The organism is Bradyrhizobium septentrionale (assembly GCF_011516645.4).
GTDB classification, from domain to species: domain Bacteria; phylum Pseudomonadota; class Alphaproteobacteria; order Rhizobiales; family Xanthobacteraceae; genus Bradyrhizobium; species Bradyrhizobium septentrionale.
In genome coordinates this window covers 4,806,589-4,827,498 of the sequence record NZ_CP088285.1, presented here as the reverse complement: position 1 = coordinate 4,827,498, position 20,910 = coordinate 4,806,589, and the positions used below count along the sequence as shown (strand labels likewise).

Sequence of the window (20,910 nt, the reverse complement as noted above, 5' to 3'; positions counted from 1 at the left end):
CATCCCGATATGACGGATATCAGCGTCAGTGCCTAGGTGCGGCAGGCCACAGCATGCGAGTTGACATAGCTGCTTTCCTGGCAGCTCGTCAGCTTCTGGACAGCCGACTCTCCTACCATAGCAATCTGGTCTCTCGCCGAAGGAACTGCTGACGCTGAGCTATCCATTGGGCGGACCTGCAAGAGACCATGTTCCCAAAGGCAACAAGGAGAGCAGCATGGACTTAAACCGAATCGGCGGTGCCGGGCCGTCAAGGTCCCCAGAGGAGTACGCCTGGAATCAAGAGGATGAAGATTACCTTCGTCAGTTCCTGGATGAAGCAAGGACGAACGAGGCGGGGCCCTCATCGGCTGCCCCTGAGGAAACATATGATGTCTCATGGGCGGTTCCCGAGAGATTTTCCCATGGTTCTCAACCCGCCCCGCAACGAATGATCGAGAGACTGTCCCACCACGGTCTTTTGCCGGACGCGGACCAGCCGACGATGTCCTACGAGATCCGGGGTCACCGCTATACGGCCACGCAGGACCCGACCAGCGGCACTCGTCTCATCCACAATCCCCCGGAGGACCAGAGGATGGGCGAGGGGCCGCAGGGCGTACCAGATTTCGGAGCATTCTTCCGGGAGACCTGCCGTCGCAACGTCCCGCTGCCGGAGCAGTGGGCCCCGCTGGCCCTGATCGAGAAGCTGCGCGAGGCGGGTTACATGCCTACCCCTGACCACCCAACAACCATCGCGCTCGACGGCAAGCTGCACAAAGCCGAATTAATCGAAGGAGGGTTCGTCAGACTTACGCGGCAAGGGTGAGACTGCAGACGATGACTGAACCAGCCCGTGGCTAGCGTCCTGCAGCCTTCAGGCCTGTTACATAGTCGCCAGAGCTAAGCAACCGAGTTAGAGCGGCAATTCTTGTTGCAGGCTGCTTTGAGAATGCGAAGTTCTGAGGCTTTGAGCCTCAGAACCTCGCAATTCCGCTTTCCGAACGCCCTTCGGGGATGAAGCATGTCTCCCTATCCATGTCCGAGGAGGGATGCGCCGAAGATGTACCCAACCATGGGATCAGGCGATCTGTTCTGGGCCAAGCTGGACCGGATCAGCAAAGCGCGAATTGGTTCTGCTCGCCGGCCAGATCGATGGGATTGGATCGACAGCGAGTCGTGCCGCTTATCGCGAGAATGTTGGCCGGATTTCGCGACGCACTTCATGATCGGGCTGCTGTTGCTCAAGCGCACTTGCGGGCTCTCCCGGCAACGGCGGAACAGCTTTTTTAGTCGATCCGGAGCCCACCCGCGCGAGCAAATATGGAGGCGCCAATAGCCGACACGGCGGCGTCCAGTGGGCGATCGTCTTTATGCGCAGCGAAGTCCAGCGGTAAGCGGCAAACTGAGGCCGTTCAGGCGGCGTGATTCCATGGCATAAGTGTCTCATCTCGCTGTTTGGCCAGCCGTTGGTAATGTGCTGAAGCGTAAGGGTAACCCACCCACTCCACCAGACGAGGTCTCTTTCAGTCTCTTTGCCGCTTACAGTCTCTCAGATCGGACTGAATTGTTGTGGTGAGGGAAAACGACCCGAGATATATCGATTGAGAGACCTTTGGCTGCCGCATAAGCCCCGCTCTTTGGAAATGACACGCCAGTCTGCGCCTGCAGAGGAGAGGAGCCAACGATCATGCCGTCCCAACTAGATGCAGAACGTCCGTCAAAACATATTTTCTTTCTCGCGTTCGAATTGAGCAAAACCTATCTTGCGCAACGTTTTCAAAGTTGACTCATGCTGAACTGCCGCCCATTTTTCGCCTTCTCAGAATACGGTCATAGGAATATCGCTGCGAGCGTACCAAGCGCGCCAAGCACCAGCCCGATCAGCGAACCAGCCGTCGGCACATCTCGAAAGAGCAGAAGCGTGAGACTCGGTTCCACCACTAAACTTGCTCCCACCGAGATGGAGATGATTATCCAAATATTCTTCAGATGCATGTAGCCTAGTGCGTATCCGCAGACGAGCAGGATACCGCCGAGGGATATCAGCAGGAACATCGGCAGGAGCGCTGTCAGATGCCCGCCGCCTGCCTTTCCAAACTGCTTTGAGGCAATCAACTCCGCGATTATCGAAAGCGCTTCTCCAAGCAAAAGCGCTCCCACCGCTACAATCTTCAATATTGAGCTCATACGCTCCTTAAAGGCGCCGGCACCGCAAAGGGCTTGGCCAGGCACTAGCGCTCACGGAGCTCCGTGCCCATGAGCAGCTCCTTAGTACCGATCGACGCCGATTAGGTACCAATGGAGCAGCAAGACTGGTCAAAAAGAACGCAACCGTGATGCGGGTGTCAGCTCCCAATCCAGAGCATCACGGCCTAAGCTGCGATCCGCACGGGAAGCACGGAATAACCGTGCACAAAATTTGACGCAATTCGCTCGGGCTCGCCGACAACCTTGACCTCTAGCCCCGCATTCAACATTTCCTCCCACAGGATTCTCAACTGCAGTTCCGCAAGATGTCGACCAACGCAACGATGGATGCCGAAACCGAACGAAAGATGCTGCCGCACGTTCTTGCGGTCGATCACGAAGCTGCTCGCGTTCTCGATGACCTCTTCGTCGCGGTTACCAGAGATGTACCACATGACGACCTTGTCACCTTGCCTGATTCGTTTCCCACCCACGATGGTATCGACCACGGCGTTCCGGCGCATATGTGCGATGGGTGTCTGATATCGAATAATCTCGGACACGGCGCTCGACACCAGCTTGGGATTATCGCGTAGTTTTCGCAACTCGGAGGGATACCGGTTCATGAACAGGAGCCCCCCGGTGATCGAATTGCGCGTAGTATCATTGCCTCCCACGATCAGCAGAATCAGATTCCCGAGAAACTCACTCGGATCCATATGGCGCGTCGCAGGAGAATGCGCCATCATGGAAATCAAGTCGAGGCGAGGCTCGGCATTGATGCGCTCATTCCAAAGACGGGTAAAATAGTCCAGGCACTCGAACAGGATTTTGCTTCGCTTGTCCCAGCTATCGACAGCATGACCTTTTTTCGGAATTGTAACACCTACGTCCGACCAATAGGTCAAGAGCCGCCGATCCTCAAATGGAAAGTCGAATAGTGTGGCGAGCATCTGCGTCGTCAACTCAATGGAGACCATGTCCACCCAATTGAACGCATCATTGCGCGGCAAGCCGTCCAGAATCGTCCTGACCCGACAGCGAATTAAGCCTTCGAGTTTTGTCAGATTTTCCGGTGCAACTATCGGACTTACTGTATCGCGCTGCTCGCGATGTTTGGGAGGACCTATCTTGATGAAACTCTGAGTCCAGTGCTCATCAGGCACATCGATAATCGTGACTCCTCGCTCTGACGAAAATACCTTATGATTTGTATCTACCGCCAGGATATCTCGGTATTTCGTTAGGGACCAATAGGGACCATAAGGACTGTCTTGGCAGTAATGAACGGGATCTTCCCTTCGCAGCCGCTCGAAGCAGCTCCATATGCTATTATCTTGAAAACGCTTTGCTTCGCTTACGTCCAGATTGCTCAGCGGGATATTGCAAGCATCGTCGGCTCCAACGTCTGCCAATCGAGTTTCCATGATCGTCTCCGCAGATCTTGCTCGCTCGAGAGCTTACGGATCCATATAGCGATTTAAGGTTTCGAGCTGCCGTAGTGTCTTGTTGGGGGTTGTCGTTCGACACGGTATCGCAAAGTTTACGCAACCACCCCCTACCATTTCCGGCAGTCAGGATCGCATTGACTCTCTAAATCAATCTGTTCCAGTGGATCGATGAGAAACTATCACCGGTAGACAGGCGTCGCGTCATGGCAGCCGCATTACTGCTCGAGCTATCGAACAGGACGCAATGTGATCCTTCTTTGAAAACGGCTAACCCCGCCATCTTCGGCTGCTCGGGACCGCCCCCTCAATTCATTACTTCGTTGGCCGCAGGATCGTGGGCGACAACTGCCAAAGTGATCGTCGCCGCCGAAATCAATTACCGTTCCGCCGAGAGAAGCCAATTTGTACTTCAACACGGCGACTAGCCTGCGAGCGTCCATCATCCTGAGGAGCAACTTGCCATTTAGGCAGGGCAGGACGTTTTCGCGAACGATCGGCATCGAGTTCGCGATGCGCGATCGCCTGCTGCATCGCATGCATATCCTCCAGACCGGCCGCGTTGGTTGCCGCCCGCGCGAACGCTGCGGTTTGGTGGCGTCGCCCCGCTGCGGAACGCCGCGCTGCTTGCAATTCCTTGCGCCGGGACCTGAAAGGATCAGACGAATGACAGCACACCTCATGGCGTTACAAGACCTAAATCCCAGCCGCCGGGAACTACAGATTACGACGACGGCAGGGTGCATCGTCCGATGTTCCTATTGTCCCCAGGATAAGTTCGCAGAACGCCAACGACCCGTGTCCCAAGCGAAGCACCTTGGTCTTCAGGATTTCAAGCGATGTCTGGCACGCGTACCAGCGGTTATCGATATCGGCTTTGCGGGTTACTCGGAGCCTTGGCTCCATCCGGAATGCACGACGATGGTTGAGTATGCTTACACACGCGGCCATGGCATCCGCATTTTCACGACCCTTGTCGGAATGAATAGGAGTGACGTTCGACGCTTGCAAATGCTGCAGTTCAAGAGCTTCGTCGTGCACGTCCTCGATGACGGCACTTACATGAACAGCCGCCTTGTCGGAAAGACCTATCTCAATGTCATGCGGAGACTGGTCGAGGCGAACATTCCCTCAATTCGATACATCGTTCTTGGCAAAGTCCATCCCAAACTCGCCGACATCATTCCCGCCAAACAGTTAACGCGCTTACGGCCGCTGACGAGCAGGCGAGGACGTACTGATCCGAGTATCATCAAACCACGACGGCCTCTCGTCGGCACTCTAACTTGCATTGGCGAACGGCAAAATCGAAATGTCCTCCTCCCGAACTGCGACATTAGTCTGTGCGGCATGGATTTTGAGCGGCATCATGTCCTGGGCAATCTTCTGCGAGACGAATACGAGGATCTCTTCGAAACACCGATATTTCGCGAAATCATCGATCGCATGAACGGAATGGACGGCTTTCTGCTTTGCAGGAGATGTGAATATGCCAAACCGCAATCGTCGGGAGGCATGACCGGTGCCGGTCACGCCTTTTGAGGAGCAGGCCAGCAAATGCCAACGCTATGAGTTGTAAGCGACGAAATGACAGGAGCGAAGCGTCGCCTTTCGCGCCCGAATTATTGAGGTCTGCTGAACACCGGCGCCCCCCCGTTACGATGGCTTGGGCGAACTGACGCAAATTCGTGCAACTCGGCCAGAGGGGAGCAAAAGACGGCCAGAACTGATTCTGGCCGTCGGCACGAAACTATCGTGTCAGGATACGAAGAACCTCCGTAGAATAAGGTAGCGACGCCGCTTCCCCGCCGCGGCGCAGTCGCCGCCTCGATCACCAGATGAACTTCGCGCCATCAGGCAGTTCGCAGACAAACTCGCCCTGGTTCACGAGTTCGGTCGTCCCGATGACAAGCTTGGAGGCCTGCACCGTGAGTTTACCTTCGCGGCTGAGGCTATGACGAATGCATTCGGTCACGGCATGCCCGGAGCTGTCCACGGTTTGGTGCGCATTGGCGAAGCTGATGCCGTTCCGGGTGGTCACCCTGAAGGCATTGATGACCAAACCGGCCTGCGTCGCCGACCCGGCCTTTCCACCCTCGGCGGCGGTACAGCGGCTCATATCCAGTATGAGCTTCACATTCTTGCCCGTCTGCAAGGCAGCACCTCGACGTATTTCGGCGAGGGCTCATCGGCCCGGGCCATCGCGCTCACGCAGGCGATCGAAAGCAAGGACAATAGGATCGACAATAGGATCGACAGGCCTTTGCCAATAAACTTCATAGGTTTTTCCTCGGTGAGAACCACAGATCGCAGAAGCGCAACGTTGCAGGATCTCGTGCTCGCAAGGCCGTTTGGCGAGTTCGAGCATCACGTGCGGTCGCGCTTTGCGACAAAAACAACCTATCGTAAACAGGCGCAAGTGGTTGTGGCGGCTATTCCGACGTCACAACCTCGTAGGTCAGGTTTGCTGAAGTCGCTTCTCCTCGGGCGACATCGCCGGACCGACTTCATCAAAGACGCGGCCACTTGGAAACCACGAGCGGCAAAGCTCCTCCAACGGAGGTCGACATGATTGAGCGGATGAGCTTTTAAATGTGTGTAAGCGCGCGGTTTCCGGTCAACAGTTCGACCAGGGCGCATCTTGCCAGGTTGTTTACGGTGATACCTGCATGGCTCTCTGCCACCTAAACAATACGTCCACAATGAGGACGACGACAAGCGCCCAACGCAGCGGCGTGAACAAGCCTTGCCCAGTCAGGGCGTCTGATGTCGGCCTTAACAAACAAGAATGCCAGACGGCGAAAAACAGCGCCGACTTTGCTCTACCGCTTTGCGCGGCTTCCGTTCGGCTGGCCGCTCGCCTTACTGGACTGAATTCATCCATCCGGCAACCCTCAGCGGATATCGCTTATTTCCCCGTCCGTCAGCTTCCTGAAAGCTACATCTACGAAAATGTACACGAACGAGCAGTACTTGAAAGGCATCCAATGAATATTGATCCGCGGAATGCTGCAGAAACTCCGGTTTGCGTTCACGACGTCCTCCCGCAGCCGCACCGGGTGCCCCGGCAGCTCGATGAGTCGAACGCACAGACCAGCTCAACGGCAGAACCGTCCGCTGATCAAGCAAGCTTCGAGCAGCAGCTGGATGACCTGCATCCGACTCACCCAACGTCGGATTCAGTTCCTACCGCAACAAATTCCGCAACTTCCACGTCCTCGACTGGGCCAAACGAGGCCCGGCAAACCGTTCGCTATCCAGCCGCATCATTTGTGGGCGCGCGCGCTCAGCTTGCCGCAACGCTGACAGGCGCCCCCCTTGATGCGCTCAGAAATGAGATCGAATTGGCTGTGCAGCAATCGGCACGGTGGTCGCCATCGACCGCCGCTTTCGACGGCGGTGTCGATCGGGAGCGCGTTTTCGATGACGTGGTAGGATCGTCATATGTCACGCTGCGGCGCTTCCAGAACCAGGACAGCGATTGCAGGCCGCGCGTGGAAGACAACACGAGCGCAATATCGCATGTGCGCAACACGGCGCGGGATCATTCTTCCATGGGAGATCCTCTGGAGCGATATCCCATGGACCGGGCGCGCCAAGCCGGATGGCATATGCGCGGTCGAACAGCATCCCCCTTCGTGTCGCTGGTTGAGGATCCATCCAAACTGGTCGATTCGCGCGATCACTGGGCACGAGCGATCGCCCAAAGTACGAACGCGCTGCACACCTACGCCGTACCGAGGTCCGCGGTCTGGACGCCCGACGACGTGCTGAGCAGCATTGGGCTCGGAATGAATGTTGAGGATCAGCACAACATCGATGCGGATGTGGACCTCATGTGCGCGCTGGGCAGAACGCCAACCCGAGAGACCGAGCGCCTTTTTCTGGGCGGCAATCTCGACGACTACCGGACCGCCGGCGACCCAAATCCGTACAAGCGCGATGGCAATGATTAGACGGCCTCCTGCGCGCCCTTTGTCGGTAAGTGCCCTCGTGCTGAAACGCTAGGCACGTCCCCCAGGGAAGAAACGGAGGATGTGCCATGAGCGCAGGCTTTACAAACAACGTATCGAGCAGCCTCCGCATGCGGCCTTCAAACGGGTCCTGCGAACGGGTCAGGCATCTGGAGCCGCCCGAATGGTTCTTTCACGCGTTCTTGGCACGGCGCCCCAAGCGCTTCTGGCATCCCGGCATCGATCCGATGGCTAGCGGTCACATTCGTCATCGAGCCCGGTGACGTGAAGCGCTGAAAGCTCGGCTTCTGTTCACGGCCGTCTCAGCCTGATTCTGGAAGCGCGTTCGATCAGAGGACGGTCAGACCGATCGCACCACCAAGCGCAGTAAAGCGGCATCAACCGCGGCATGCGGTGCATCGCGGCAGAGCCCATTCGTCTCCTGAATGCGTTCCATCGAAACAATCGATTTTGCCGATCTTGCGCGAAGACCCCATAGTCGGCGGAGCAATCTTGGGAGGCCGCATTCTACAATGTAGTGTGACAATCTTTCTCAGTCCCCTGCCGGTCAACTCGACTTGGGCAATCGCGCGTTTGCATCCAGGATGTAAATGACGCGGCAGGTCCAAGCATCCCACGACTAGCCATAGTTTGTCTGGCTGATCGCCACGTCTGAGGCGATCAGCCAGCCGCCCGGTCAGACGCTGTGGACAGCGGTGACGCGTAGTAAGAACGACTGCCTCATAACACGCTGCCATCGGCTACGGCTCACGCTGGACGTCATAAGGTAATGCATACGACGTCGAAGAAGGTGAGAGCGACCATGATTCGCATGTCGATGGCCGCGTCTGTGTCGACGCCGCTCCAGGGCGCCCGCACATTTGACGGCACTCCGCTAACCAACCGTTAAAGACACTTGAATCGCACCGTACGTGAGATTGTAGGATTTCCGACAGCCTCACCACAAAGAACCCCACTCGGGCGAACACTTCCTGATAGGTAGCAAGAATTGCGAACATCTTTAAAGCTTAATGCAGCCCCACTCCGCCCCGTCACGCGGGTCGACCACTCCTTTCGAAGGCGACTTTTCAACGCCGCCTATCTGCAGGACGGACGAATCAGCACTGCCTTAGCCGGAGCAGACTGTAGCAGGCGCGTAGAATGCGGCCCCCGCTTATCTCGCTCCGTGCCGACACAAAGGAACTTTAAGGTCGAGCATCGGTCATTCGGCCGTCGTTCATCCCAAGCGATGAGAGGCAGCTGGCGTAACGACTTCAATCCGATGATGCCTCATTGCGGCGTGCCGCGCCTTTTCGGCCTCGTGCACTGCTGTCGAGGGTATGCCGCGTCCGGGACATCGGACGCGATTGAAAGTCGGGATCGCTGGCGTCCTGCATGTCTATCACCGGCTACCGAACGGCTCTGTCGCTAGCGGGTAGGCGCATCGATCGCATCGTTACGCGTCGCGGCTTCTGAAGCATCGGTCAGTTGCGGGGCGTAAACTTCTTCAAGCGGAAAAGCGTGCTTTGTCATGACCTGGCGACGCCATAGGCGCAAGCATAGCAGTGCCGACCGCGGGACTAGAGCAAGGTGGCGGAGTTTCCAAATGTCGATTTTGCTAGACGGTTCAGATCCAGCTGTCTCCTGCGCTTGGGTATCGATCGCGCCGTCTGGCGCTAACGATATCGAACGAGGCGGCCCAGCGCGTGCACGCCTGGCCGCGATCAGCGCACCTAGGCATCCGTCTGCTGCTTCTGCTTTGGGCCTCGTGAATGATTTCGGAGATCTTCCCAGTCCACGGCAGACCACCGCTTTTTTGTGTTCGGTGACAAGTGAATGGCTCGACTTGCTCGCGCGCCACCACGATCTGCTTCGTCGCTCTCGGGCTTTTTCAAAGTGCGCCTCTGTGAGTTTGGTCGACGCTCTTGGTCACCCGTAACGCGCGCAGGTCTCGGCGTGGATGAACGAGAGGCGATGAAATGCGAATTCTCTTGGTTGATCATCATGCGGACTTTGCCCGCGCTGTGAAGGAAGCGCTCCTCGGTTGCGGGTTCGCGGTTGACGTGACACGCACCCTGGATGAAGCGGCGGCAGCGCTGGATTGCGCCAGCTACCACATTCTCTTGCTCGAATCGGCTTTACCGGATGGAGACGGCTTGAACTGGCTGAAGCAATTGCGGCGCGACGGATGTTCAATGCCTACGATGATGATGAGCAACTTGAACGATCTCGCCCGGCGGATCGCGATCTTTAATGCGGGTGCGGATGATTTCCTGGCCAAGCCCGTCTCAATCGACGAACTCATCGCTCGCATGCGCGCTATACTGCGACGGTCAACGCAGATGACGGCGCCGGTCGTGACATTCGGCAACCTGCATTTCGACCCGATCGGAAGACAAGTCTCCGTCAGCGGCCGAGTACTGAGGATTGCGCGCCGGGAAGTGTGCATTCTTGAGCATCTGCTGAGCCGCGCCGGCCGCACCGTGCCTCGGTCGTCACTGGAGGATAGCCTGTATGCCTTCGACGACGAGGTCTCCACCAACGCGCTGGAAGTTGGGATCTATCGCTTGCGCGCGCATTTGAGCCAGGCGGGTGCAACCTTAAGAATCAAGACCGCGCGCGGCGTTGGTTACACCCTTGAGCTCGTTAGTGCGGCATCGGCCGCCTAATCGATCGAACTTGAAAGCACAATCCCTTGAAGGTCATTAACAATGCTGCCGGCGCTGACAAGTCGCCGATGGTTTCCACGGCGCCGCTCTTTGCCGCTCTGCCGCTTCTCTGCTACGCCCTCTGCGCGCTCGCAGTGCTATTTCCATTTGCTGCCGCGGCTCAGACAAAGCGGGACGGCAAAGGAGAACCGCCGCGAGCTGCGCCTGGCAGCGCGACCGGCACCCTCAACCTGTCCTCCTCACAGGGCAAGACAGTTCATCTGACCGCTCCTGCGGCCAGCATCTTTGTTGCAGATCCGGCGATCGCCGATTACCAGGCCCCCTCAAACACGACGATCTTCGTGTTTGGTAAAAAGCCTGGGCGGACCAGCCTGTTTGCCTTGAACGACGCCGGCGAGGCCCTCGCCGAGATGCGTGTTGTGGTCACGCAGCCGATTGAGGATCTGCGTGCCACGCTGAGAGCCGAGGTCGGCGACTATCCGATTCTGGTCAGCTATACCCCGCGCGGAGCGATCCTTGGCGGGACCGCACCCAATGCAGACGTCGTCGAGACCGCCAAGAAGGTGACCGAGCAGTTTCTCGGTGCGGGTGCGCTGGTCGTTAACAAGATCCAGGTCGCCGGCTCTTTGCAGGTGAATCTCAGCGTCCGCGTGGCGGAAGTCTCCCGCAGCGCCGTCAAGGATCTCAATATCAACCTCTCCGCCTCGGGCCAAAATGGCGCCTTCATTGTCACCGGAAAAAGTGCAGGTTCCGGCGCTGCGGGCGGCGGCGGCACGGTCGGTATCGGATTTAGCGCCGGCAGTATCAACCTGAGCGCTGTTCTCGACGCGCTCGCCAGCGAGCACCTCGCTTCAATCCTGGCTGAGCCCAACTTGACGGCGATGTCCGGGGAAGCTGCGAGCTTCCTGGCCGGCGGCGAATTTCCCATTCCGGTCATGCAGGATAACCGGCAGGTTTCGGTCCAATTCCGCCAGTTCGGCGTGAGCCTGGAGTTTGTCCCCACGGTCCTCAGTAACAACCAGATCAACGTGCGCGTGAAGCCCGAAGTCAGTGAATTGTCGACAGAAGGTGAAGTCAAAATCAACGGCATGGCCGTCCCCGCCCTCTCGACGCGGCGTGCCAGCACCGTTGTCGAGCTCGCCAGCGGTCAGAGCTTTGCAATCGGGGGGCTCATCCGGCGCAACTTCAACACTGACATCGGCGAGTTTCCTTGGCTCGGCGACGTGCCGATTCTTGGCGCGCTTTTTTCGCTCCTCATCGTTTCAAAAGCGCGAAACCGAGCTCGTCATTGTCGTCACACCCTACATCGTTCGGCCGGGATCGAACCCGACTCGGATGAGTGCGCCGAACGATCGCATCGCGCCGCCCTCAGATGTGGGCCGCGTTCTGACGAACACGCTGGCACGGCCGTCCCGAGATCGCGATGGGCCCCGCACGAGCGCACCAGGGTTGACTGGCAGTGCCGGCTTTATCATCGAGTGAGGATCGTCAAATGACCTTACGACATTTGTGCCATTTGATCGCTGTTGCGGCAGCATTAGGCGGATGCGCAAACAATGCTTCGACCCATTCTGGATCGGCTCAACAAGCGATTGAGGTGGAGCAGAAGAACAGCGTGTTGGTCCTGCAGAGCCTTCGCGGCTCCGAAAGGCACCGGCTGCACAGTTTCATTGCAACTGCGAGTGGCGGCCGGCGGGATGCACTTCATATCGAGGTCACCGGCTCGCCCCGTCTCATCGCCCAGGTGGCGCACGAGGCCCGTGCCATGGGCGTTGCCCCTTACAACATCCGCCTGTCGGCCTCCCCGCTCGATCTGCCTGCCCGTTTCGGGGTGAGGATCGAGGCGATCACCTATCAAGCCCATCCTCCTGTCTGTCCGTCGCTCTCCATCGTCGGGCCTGCAGTTGACGATAATTCGTTTGACCCGACGCTCGGCTGCTCGACCAGAAGCAATCTGGCAGCCATGGTCAACGATCCGCTCGATTTGCTGGACAATCGATCGGTTATGCCAAGCAATGGCGATCGTGCCGCCGGTCCCGTTGCGAACTACGGGACATTTACCGCGCGCAACAAGAGCAATAGCGACGATGGAGCCAACAGGGCAGCGCCGGAAGCCCCAGCGGGCGGAACGAGGGACATACAGCCGCCTCGATGACGGCCTTTCGCAATCGCAGCCCCTCGGTCAAAACGATCTAGACCAGTCCGGCAGCGTAAAGCGCTTTTGCGACCGGCTCGAAATGCTCTGAAGGAACCGGGTTGCCCAGCCTTGCTTTGCCGAGGAGCTGGCGCGCCAGGATGTCGTCATCTACAATACGGAGGCGGAGCGCGCGCGCCTCATGAAGCAGCTGTGACGCAGCGTCGCCTTCGCCACGGCAGACCAGGATCGGCACGCCGGTTTCGCCGCGAACATAGCGCAACCCAATCAAGGTTGCCGCTCCCCTCAATATCAAAGTGGCGCGATGGACGCCGAGCGGAGCCTCGTTCGCCGCCTCCTGCCGCAGACGGCGGTGCTCACGCTTTATCTGCGGATTGCCTTGCTGTTCCTTGTTCTCGCGCTTGGCCTCTGTTTCCGTCATGCGCATGTCCTGCAGAAACAACCAGCGCTGGATCAGAAGGTCGGCCAATCCGCCGACCAGAAAAGCCGCAGCGGCAATTCCGGTTAGCAGTTTGACCTCGGTGAAGACGAAGCCAAGACAGCCCATGCCGCAGACCGGCAGGTACACCAGCGTCTTCCAACTTGCCATCACGGTGAGGAACAAACTCGTCCCGAGGACCACCACCTTGACCAGCGTCTTGCCAAGTTCGATCAACGAACGTTTCGATGCGATCCGCTTCAGGCCCTTGACGGGATCCAATTTCTCCAGCTTCGGCTTGAGCGGCTCCGAGGCAAACATAAAGCCGCCATTGGCCAGGATATTCGCCAACAGGGCCGCTGCCACGGCACAGGCGAGCAATGGCGCGACGGCTGCCAGCGAAAGCTCCAGCAAGCCACTGAGCGCTTGCGGGACCGCGCTCGTGAACGGCTGCTCCTGCACTTTGTCGATCAGCCGGACCGTTTCGTGCCACTTGTCTTCGATCGGCCCGGCTCTCCACCACAGACAGCCGAAACCGGCGCACGCGCTGACACCGCTCACCAAATCGGAGCTGCGCGCGCTCTGCCCCTTCTTGCGCGCATCGCGCAGCTTCTTGGGAGTTGGAGGTAGCTTTTTCTCCTCGCTCGAGCCGCTCATTTCAAGAGCTTCTTCAGATATTCCAGCACGTTGTCCGACGTGAGGATCTCAGTTCCCGCGTATTCAAGAAGATAGACGGTGTAGCTGACCATGATGAGACCGAAGGCGACATTCTTGATCGTCGGAGAGAGATCGTTCAACTTGAGCTGCGATGCAAAGCGCCCCAGCATCATGACCGATACATCGATCAGCAGCAGCAGGGCCAGCACCGGCCCGGCGACCAGAAGCGTCGTCAGCATGATGTGATCGAGTAGGCTCAGACATTGCATTGCCCCTTGCGCCGTCACCGCGGGCAGAAACTGATACACGGGCCAGATCAGGTAGCTGCCATAAAGGCTTCTCACCATGGTCTGCAGGCCGCCCACCAGAACGAAAATCGTGACCGCCGTGATACCGAGAAAAAGCCCGGTTCCCGACGCTTGGCTGTGCGTTGCGGGATCCTCCGCCGCCACCTGGCTCGAAATTCCCCGTTGAGTATCGATGATGTCGCCGACCGCCTGGATACTCCATAATGGGATACTGAGCAGGATTCCGAGCAGAAGGCCGACGAACACCTCTTTCAGACCGAGCATGGTGACGCTGACCAGACGCGTGTTTGGATCCAGCGCCTGCAGGCCGAGCTTGATCTGCGCCAGACACGGCAGTCCGATCGCAATCGTCAGGCTTCCTCGAACCAAGCCGCTGATACGTGGCCTCGTAAAGACGGGAAGCACCAGCATGATTCCCAAGGCACGGGCCGCACCAAGACCCGTTGCGGCGACAAGTTCGATCGCGCCCTGGACCAGAGCTTGCGCATCTGTGGGGGACAGTCCAGCCATCCAGGCTCTGCTAGTATCTGCCGGTGAGTGCGGGAAACTCGCTGAAGATGCGCTCGGCCTGCTCGATGAGGGGAGCACTGAGCACCGGAGAAAACCCAGCGAGGACGGCGACGACGACCAGAAGCTTCACCGTCAGGGGCAAGGTTTGATCCTGGAGCTGCGTCGCCGCCTGGATGAGGCCGATGATCAATCCGGAGACCAAGGCTGCGAGGAGCGGTGGCAGAACCCAAATCATGAACAGGACGAGCGATTCGCTCAGATGCGTTAGGATACCGGCTTCATTCATTGTCCGCCTCCCGGCGTTGTGTAGCTCAATACCAGCCCGTGCATGAGACGTGACCAGCCATCGATGGTGACGAACAGAAAGAGCTTGAAGGGAACAGATATCACCGTCGGGGACACCATCGACATGCCCATGGCCATCAAAATCGTCGTGACGATCAGGTCGATGGTAATAAAGGGAAGATAGAGAAGAAACCCGATCTCGAAACCACGCTTGAGTTCGGAGATCAGGAAAGACGGGACCAGAATCACAAAATCATCGGCCGTAGCGCTGCCGCGCATCTCTTCCGACCAGACATGTTCAGTCGAGGACAAGAAAAACCGGCGCTGCTCTTCATTGGTGAATTTCTTCAGATGGGCGCGCAGCGGCTCCTGTCCTTCCTTGGCGGCGGTCACCCAGTCATCGAAGGTTTGGTAGCGAAGTTGGGGATCAGTCAAGCGGTTGTAGGTCTGCTCAAAGACCGGAGCGCTGATGAAGACGGTCAGAATCAGTGCCGCGCCGTACAGGACAATGTTCGGCGGTATCGATTGGGTCCCGAGCGCATTGCGAACCAGGAAGAGAACAACGGAGACCTTTATGAAGGCGGTGGTTGTGACGACGGCGAACGCGAGCAGGCCGAGGCCGACCGTCACCGCCAGAAGCGCGAGGATGCTGGGTTGAATCTCAGTCATTGACCGCCAACCTGCCGCGTAACCTGACGGCAAGTTTCTCGCCAATCCGCACGAGGTCGCCGCGTCCAATGCGTTGGCCGTTGGCAAGGATATCGACCGGACCATCAAGCGGCCGGCCAAGTTCGAACACATGACCTTCGTTGATAGTTCGCAAGGTTCCCAGCGGCAGGGGCCAGCGGCCGCATTCAAATACAAGTGTGATCTCGAGGCTGTCGATGTCGGCTTCAGAAGGAAGCTGCTGCGCTTCTGGTTGTGTCGTCATATGTCCACTCTTCAGGGGGTGGGATTGCAAGCGGAATGGCCCCCGCAGGACCAGCCTGTCGCGGGCAATCTCGGCAGGAGCCCATAATTGGTCAGCGGCAAGGATGATCTGGCCGCAAGCGAGGGGAATTGCGTCCGGCAGCAGCGCGTCACCTTGCTGTGCTTGACGAACAAGCCCAATCGTGACGCGGAGCGAGCCAATCTGGCCTGCAACGATGACAGGCAGCTCAGGACGAAGCTTGGGCCGCTGTCGCGGCAATCGGCCAAGCAGTTCGCCGAGGGCGCTGAACGCAGGCGGAACGGGACCGTCGAGAGACGGGAATAGAAGCAGGCGAGCCTTCGCTGTAAGCGGACCATAGGCGACGTCGAATTCAATATATGGACCCGACATCACTGCTTTATGGGTGCGGATAAGCTGCAACGGCCGTTGGATCAATCTCTCCAGTGGAGCGAGCAATTGTTCAAGCGCGAGTTCAAGGATCAGCGAACGACTTGGCTCGGAAGGTAAGGTCAAACCACTCTGCACGTTCGCAATCAACGCTTCCACAAGCGAACCGGGCAAGGACAAGACGACCGTTTCGCCGCCGGCGTCAAAGACGCAGTCAAGCATCGATGCCGCAGCCGGCTCGGCCTGCCAGACCAGCCGGTTATGATCCAGCGACAGCGGTTTATCTCCTAGATGGCTTTGCAGAGCGACGCGGAAAGCTGCGATTTCATTGAGCCATGAGACCACAGCATGAGAGAGGATCAGCGCTGGTCTGAACGGTGCGGGTTCCCCCGACGATCGCGACGCAACCCTCCCTTCCACATCAGGGCGTCCTGGCGTTGGAGAAGTGGCCATCAGGTCGACTCGCCTCCCACTTGGCGATCTGATCCCCTCCGGTACCGAAGCACGACCTCATCATCGGCTTCAATTTCGGCCGCAGCTTCGCAATGCGCGTCGGTCATGCGCTGAACGTCGCGCTCGATCTCTTGCCATTTTTGGCTCGCCGTTGAACGTTTGGCCCAGAGGGTCCGCGCCTCAAGAACGGCAGCCTCGGCCTGGTCTTGAGCGGAACGTGCCTCATCAAACGCCCGTTGCGTCGCTGCGATCTCCTCTGTGAGCCGCCCAATGATGAGATGGTGGCGCCGCTCGAGGTCGGCGACCGATATCGCATCGGCCGACAACATTTCCCGATAAAGCTCGGCTTCAACCCTTGCGCGGCGTCGTTCGGCATTTGCAAGATGCTTGGAAGCCTGTTCGACGGCTTCAACCGCGATGTGGCGCCTGGTTTCCATGTTGGACAGTTCACGAAAGGCGCTTCGCTCCCTCATGTCCTTGACGAGCCGCAGTTTAGACGCATGAACGCCATTCAGGCGGTCAGACGTGACATCCATGCCACCGTCTCCTCAAAACTGCATGCCTGGTCCTGACCCTGGCGCAAAAATGCCCGCAACTCATCAATCGAGGCGATCGCCCGGTCCGTCAACGGATCGGAGCCTTGCTTGTATTCGCCGACCTTGATCAAAAACTCCGCCTCGGCGTACCGCGAGAGCAGATCACGGAAGAAGGATGCCGACTTGCGATGCGGCACAGACACGATTGCGTCCATGACGCGGCTTCGGCTCGACAACACGTCGATGGCCGGAAACTGCTCTCGCGAGGCAAGCGCGCGTGAGAGAATGATATGGCCGTCAAGTATGCCGCGCGATTCTTCGGCGATGGGATCGCCCGTGCCGTCACCTTCGACGAGCACGGTATAGAAAGCCGTGATTGAGCCGTGCTCGCCCATGCCAGCACGCTCCAATAGGCCTGGCAACAGCGCGAAAACCGAGGGCGGAAATCCGCGTCGGGTCGGAGGCTCTCCTGCGGCAAGGCCGATTTCACGCATGGCGCGGCTAAAGCGCGTCAATGAATCCATCATCAGAACGACGCGCAATCCTTGATCACGAAAATATTCGGCCAGCGCGGTTGCCATATGGGCGCATTGCGCCCGCTCCATGGCCGAACTGTCGGAGGTTTCAACGACGACGACCGAACGGTGCATGGCCTCGCAAAGATGGCGCTCGATGAATTCACGCACCTCCCGGCCACGTTCGCCGATCAGCGCGACGATGGTGACATCGGCGGCCGCGCCTTTGACGATCTGCGACATCAGCGTCGACTTGCCGCAACCAGCGTCACCATAGATTCCGATCCGCTGGCCTTCTCCACATGTCAGAAGCCCGTCGAGGACGCGAACGCCAAGCGGAAAAGGCTGTTCGATGCCGCGTCGCTTCATGGGGTTGGGCGCCCTGCCGCGCAGCGGGCGAACTTCGCCAGTCTTTATCGGGCCCCCGCCATCGAGTGGACGGCCGAAGCTGTCGATCACGCGGCCGAGCAAATTGGGACCGACTGGCACTTCCTGCATTCGCCCGGTCGTGACCACTTCCGCACGGTTGGACAATCCGACCATGTCGCCGATCGGGGTGAGTAACACCCCGTCCGGCAATAGACCGATCACCTCGGCCTCTAGTGACCATCCGCTGCGAGGATCTTGCAGGAGGCACAGTTCCCCAACACGGGCCTCCGGCAGAACGGCGTGGAGCAGCGTCCCTATTGCCCGCGTGACCCGACCACGAACGGCGCGGGTGTCAATATGCTTTGCGGAAGATCTTAAGGACGAGAGCGCGGCGTGAACATTCCCCTCCCCTGCCGCAGCCTCATGGGCTGGTCGTTGCATGGTCACGGCTCGCCCTCCTGCGAGGACAAACCAAGGCCAAGACGAAGCGCGCGGACCTGCGCGGCAAGTCCAAGGTCGACATTGCCAAACTCGCTCCACAAAACGCACTGGTCCGCCGTCAGCGCAGGATCCGGCTGAATCCTGACCTTAGGTCGGTCGTCAAGTCCATCGTAGGCCGCGAACTCACTGGCCAGCAGATCGGCTTTCAGGGGCGATACGTGAAGGCAAACTTCCGTGTTCTTATACTTCTGCTCGATGGCGTGACGAACGGCCCGCACCAGCATCTCGCTCGGCTCAAAGGCACCCAGCAAATTGCTCACGATCTCAATGACCAACTGCGGCAATTCCTGATCCAGAGCGGCCTTTCGCTGCGCCAGTTCACAAACAGCCTGCGCGATCAGCCGTGTCATTTCCTCCGCTCCCGTCTTTTTGCCCTCGGCATGGCCGCGCATCCGTTCCAGCTCATAAGCTTTGCGTCCCCAGCTACGAACGCGCTGCAGATGTCGCTCGGCAGCGGCGAGCGCCTGCACGGCATCGTGCCAGACCTTGAGTTCGGCTGCCCGTATCAGGGGCCCGAGCGGGCGAATCCGCGGCGCCACCGGCAATGCTGGGACATCGGCGGTCATCCCCTGGCAACCTCCGTCCTCAAATGGGCCATGACCAAGGAAAGCAGCGGGCCTGCGGCACCACGGTAGTCGGCCGCCGGATTGTCCGCGGCGGTCCCAACGGGCAAGCGTAGAAGCACGCGGGTACGCTCAAGCGCTGGAGCCTCGTCGAGCCAGGTGCCGAGACAGACGAGCCCATCATGTTCAATCTGTCGCGATAGTTGCTCCGGGTCGGCAATGGGCGTCGTTGCGACCGCGCTTGATAAATGCCGGATCCCAAAAGCATGCACTTCGGCACCGATCAGTTCGACCAAAATTGATAGATCGTGCCTTGAAACCAGCTTCAGGACCGAGCGCGCATGCCAGATACTACCTGCGAGCAGGGCAACTCGACGCGGATCATGCCCGAGCAGCAGGTCTTCGTTCCAGTTGGCTCCGCTCACATCGACTTCGCCGCCAAGCAGCAGCCCGGCCAGTTTTGGCTGCAGTCTGGAACTCTGCTGCAACCGTAGCAACGTGGGAGGCGACAGCAACGGATCAAGGCGCGCAGCAAAGCGGCTCGGATGGATGGAGGCAACAAGCTCGCGCAGCCGATCGGAAGCCAACACGGACGAACGATTGGATTCGGTGAATGACATCGATGCCGACATAAGCGTCCTGACTACGTCGCATCAGAAGTGGTCTTCTCGTCAGCAGCCTGGACGGCCGGCACATTCGAACCTCCGCCAAACATGGTCAGTTTGCGCGACGATTGTCCGAATTGACGAATACGCGCGCCCAACAACACGTAAGCGGCGATGCCGAATGCGGCGCCGGCACCGCCCACCCCGAAGGCAAGCAACGGCGTTGAAGCAAATTTTGCTGGTTGAGGGGAACTGACTGCCCGTGACGACTCAAGCGGCGCCCGCTCAACCGGCACAAAGACGACCGCCACCTTGTCGTAGGAGAGCCCCTCGATGCTGTTGGCGACCAGCATCTTGATCTGCGGTAAGAGCACCGAGAGCTTCGCGTTAGAGCCATGTCGAATGAAGACCGACGCCGAGGATGGGGTCGCATCCTGCCGCAACAGATCGTTCTTCGGCAGAACGACATGAACACGCGCTGAAAGGACGCCATCGATATTGCTGATCGTGCGGGATAATTCTTCGCTTAGCGCATAGATGTAACGAGCGCGCTCCTCGATCGGCGAGGCAACCAGTCCTGACCCCTTGAACACCTCGCCAAGATTCTTAAAGGATTGGCGAGGCAGCCCCTCGACATTCAGCAAGTCAATCGAATACGCAAGCTGCTTTTCCTCGACCTGGATTGCGCTGGTTCCATCCTTGGCGACAACACGGACCGCATCGACACCCTTGCCAAGAAGAAGCGCGAGCATCTCATTAGCCTCACGCTCCTGAATCTTGGTATAGAGATCAGTCTTGCAGCCAATCAAAGCAAGAAGGAGCGGCAGGGCAAGACAAATGCGAAGCCGCCGCCACGATCGATGGCCGCCACCGCCACGCCTCTGGACCACGTCAGTCATCATCCTCGCTCAGCCGGCCGATAGCAGCTTGTTCAGCGACGAACTGACGGCGCTGGTGCTCTTGGAGACAAGTGAAACCTGAACGACGTCTCTGTAGACATCACGCAGACCAACCATCATCGAATCGAAATCCGAACCTATCGGCTTAACCGCCGCATGTGTGCCAACATCATCCACCTGCACGAGCAGCTGCGCAGCCGGCCCCCCTTGCACGCCATTCGGAGCAGGCGCGCCGCTGACCGCGGGAGAAACGGCATGGCTCCGGTACATGGTGGAAAGCGCATGAAGGACGCGATCGCCCGGCGGACTTGCGAGCGCGCTCGCTCGCTGAACCTCCGATACCGGCGGAGCGACTGCCGCTCTAGCTGAGACTGACGAGGCGGCGACCTCATTGGAAGACGCTTGCGCAAGGGACTGCTCAAAGTGAGCCTGCTCGCCAGTGACTGCCGGCGAGCAGGCACTGGAAACACAGTCAGCTGAATGGGGAGAGATCGGCGTTGCGCCTACCATCATATAAGGAGTCATTGTGCTCGTGTGATGAGATCAGGCATTGTTGAACGACGAACGGATCATGAGCGT

The 20,910-nt window shown here is 58.7% G+C and carries 19 protein-coding genes and 1 pseudogene; 6 read left to right on the top strand and 14 right to left on the bottom strand.

Annotated elements, in window-relative coordinates; translation table 11 throughout:
* The first annotated feature begins 484 nt into the window (after positions 1–484).
* Positions 485–808: a hypothetical protein gene (locus HAP48_RS24775; protein WP_156928880.1), complete on the top strand. Its 324-nt coding sequence runs from the start codon at positions 485–487 to the stop codon at positions 806–808.
* 1,004 nt (positions 809–1,812) lie between these two features.
* On the opposite strand, the gene HAP48_RS24770 is transcribed toward HAP48_RS24775, so the two are convergent.
* Both HAP48_RS24770 and HAP48_RS24765 read right to left on the bottom strand, forming a co-directional pair.
* Entirely contained in the window at positions 1,813–2,157 is a 345-nt protein-coding gene (locus HAP48_RS24770; protein WP_224496573.1) for a hypothetical protein, read from the bottom strand.
* A gap of 197 nt (positions 2,158–2,354) precedes the next feature.
* Positions 2,355–3,596 (bottom strand): cytochrome P450, encoded by a 1,242-nt coding sequence (locus HAP48_RS24765; protein ID WP_029083936.1) that lies wholly within the window; start codon positions 3,594–3,596, stop codon positions 2,355–2,357.
* 534 nt (positions 3,597–4,130) lie between these two features.
* On the opposite strand from HAP48_RS24765, the gene HAP48_RS24760 reads away from it, so the two are divergent.
* Positions 4,131–5,159: a radical SAM/SPASM domain-containing protein gene (locus HAP48_RS24760; RefSeq protein WP_224496572.1), complete on the top strand. Its 1,029-nt coding sequence runs from the start codon at positions 4,131–4,133 to the stop codon at positions 5,157–5,159.
* A gap of 289 nt (positions 5,160–5,448) precedes the next feature.
* Here HAP48_RS24760 and HAP48_RS24755 read toward each other — a convergent pair whose 3' ends face one another.
* Positions 5,449–5,772 carry a VirK family protein gene (locus tag HAP48_RS24755; protein ID WP_224496571.1) on the bottom strand — a complete coding sequence of 108 codons (324 nt, stop codon included), beginning with the start codon at positions 5,770–5,772 and terminating at the stop codon, positions 5,449–5,451.
* Positions 5,773–6,604: 832 nt separating this feature from the next.
* Between HAP48_RS24755 and HAP48_RS24750 the strand changes: the two genes are divergently transcribed.
* The 4 genes and pseudogenes from HAP48_RS24750 to HAP48_RS24735 all read left to right on the top strand — a co-directional run bounded on the left by HAP48_RS24750 (position 6,605) and on the right by HAP48_RS24735 (position 12,394).
* Complete coding sequence (locus tag HAP48_RS24750) at positions 6,605–7,573, top strand: hypothetical protein (RefSeq protein WP_029083934.1); 969 nt, start codon at positions 6,605–6,607, stop codon at positions 7,571–7,573.
* Positions 7,574–9,549: 1,976 nt separating this feature from the next.
* Positions 9,550–10,239: a response regulator gene (locus HAP48_RS24745; RefSeq protein WP_029083933.1), complete on the top strand. Its 690-nt coding sequence runs from the start codon at positions 9,550–9,552 to the stop codon at positions 10,237–10,239.
* Positions 10,240–10,265: 26 nt separating this feature from the next.
* Positions 10,266–11,721 (top strand): annotated as a pseudogene (locus HAP48_RS24740) (type II and III secretion system protein family protein).
* Positions 11,722–11,731: 10 nt separating this feature from the next.
* Positions 11,732–12,394 carry a CpaD family pilus assembly lipoprotein gene (locus tag HAP48_RS24735; RefSeq protein ID WP_029083931.1) on the top strand — a complete coding sequence of 221 codons (663 nt, stop codon included), beginning with the start codon at positions 11,732–11,734 and terminating at the stop codon, positions 12,392–12,394.
* Between the two features lie 37 nt (positions 12,395–12,431).
* Here the strand turns inward: HAP48_RS24735 and HAP48_RS24730 are convergent, their stop codons facing one another.
* From HAP48_RS24730 to HAP48_RS24680, 11 genes are read right to left on the bottom strand one after another with little or no spacing between them, the layout of a single operon-like run.
* Positions 12,432–13,469, bottom strand: coding sequence for an EscU/YscU/HrcU family type III secretion system export apparatus switch protein (locus HAP48_RS24730; protein ID WP_029083930.1), 1,038 nt, complete (start codon positions 13,467–13,469; stop codon positions 12,432–12,434).
* Positions 13,466–14,287, bottom strand: coding sequence for a type III secretion system export apparatus subunit SctT (sctT, locus tag HAP48_RS24725; RefSeq protein WP_029083929.1), 822 nt, complete (start codon positions 14,285–14,287; stop codon positions 13,466–13,468). Before sctT ends, HAP48_RS24730 begins: the two co-directional genes overlap by 4 nt.
* Positions 14,288–14,297: 10 nt before the next feature.
* Positions 14,298–14,573 (bottom strand): EscS/YscS/HrcS family type III secretion system export apparatus protein, encoded by a 276-nt coding sequence (locus HAP48_RS24720; protein ID WP_029083928.1) that lies wholly within the window; start codon positions 14,571–14,573, stop codon positions 14,298–14,300.
* Positions 14,570–15,241, bottom strand: a complete 672-nt coding sequence (gene sctR / locus HAP48_RS24715; protein ID WP_166209421.1) for a type III secretion system export apparatus subunit SctR — start codon at positions 15,239–15,241, stop codon at positions 14,570–14,572. Before sctR ends, HAP48_RS24720 begins: the two co-directional genes overlap by 4 nt.
* On the bottom strand, positions 15,234–16,343 hold the full coding sequence (gene sctQ / locus HAP48_RS24710) for a type III secretion system cytoplasmic ring protein SctQ (RefSeq protein ID WP_084518646.1): 1,110 nt from the start codon (positions 16,341–16,343) through the stop codon (positions 15,234–15,236). Before sctQ ends, sctR begins: the two co-directional genes overlap by 8 nt.
* Positions 16,343–16,879 carry a hypothetical protein gene (locus tag HAP48_RS24705; RefSeq protein ID WP_029083953.1) on the bottom strand — a complete coding sequence of 179 codons (537 nt, stop codon included), beginning with the start codon at positions 16,877–16,879 and terminating at the stop codon, positions 16,343–16,345. The genes sctQ and HAP48_RS24705 overlap by 1 nt, the downstream gene beginning before the upstream one ends.
* The gene (gene sctN, locus HAP48_RS24700; protein ID WP_175612405.1) at positions 16,855–18,204 is read right to left on the bottom strand and encodes a type III secretion system ATPase SctN; all 1,350 of its coding nucleotides are present in this window, start codon (positions 18,202–18,204) and stop codon (positions 16,855–16,857) included. The genes HAP48_RS24705 and sctN overlap by 25 nt, the downstream gene beginning before the upstream one ends.
* Positions 18,205–18,206: 2 nt before the next feature.
* Positions 18,207–18,830 carry a type III secretion system stator protein SctL gene (sctL, locus tag HAP48_RS24695; protein ID WP_029083924.1) on the bottom strand — a complete coding sequence of 208 codons (624 nt, stop codon included), beginning with the start codon at positions 18,828–18,830 and terminating at the stop codon, positions 18,207–18,209.
* Positions 18,827–19,447 carry a nodulation protein NolU gene (locus HAP48_RS24690; protein ID WP_224496570.1) on the bottom strand — a complete coding sequence of 207 codons (621 nt, stop codon included), beginning with the start codon at positions 19,445–19,447 and terminating at the stop codon, positions 18,827–18,829. Before HAP48_RS24690 ends, sctL begins: the two co-directional genes overlap by 4 nt.
* Before the next feature lie 23 nt (positions 19,448–19,470).
* Complete coding sequence (gene sctJ / locus HAP48_RS24685) at positions 19,471–20,331, bottom strand: type III secretion system inner membrane ring lipoprotein SctJ (RefSeq protein ID WP_166209427.1); 861 nt, start codon at positions 20,329–20,331, stop codon at positions 19,471–19,473.
* Positions 20,332–20,340: 9 nt separating this feature from the next.
* The gene (locus HAP48_RS24680) at positions 20,341–20,841 is read right to left on the bottom strand and encodes a nodulation protein NolB (RefSeq protein WP_166216057.1); all 501 of its coding nucleotides are present in this window, start codon (positions 20,839–20,841) and stop codon (positions 20,341–20,343) included.
* Positions 20,842–20,910: the final 69 nt, after the last annotated feature.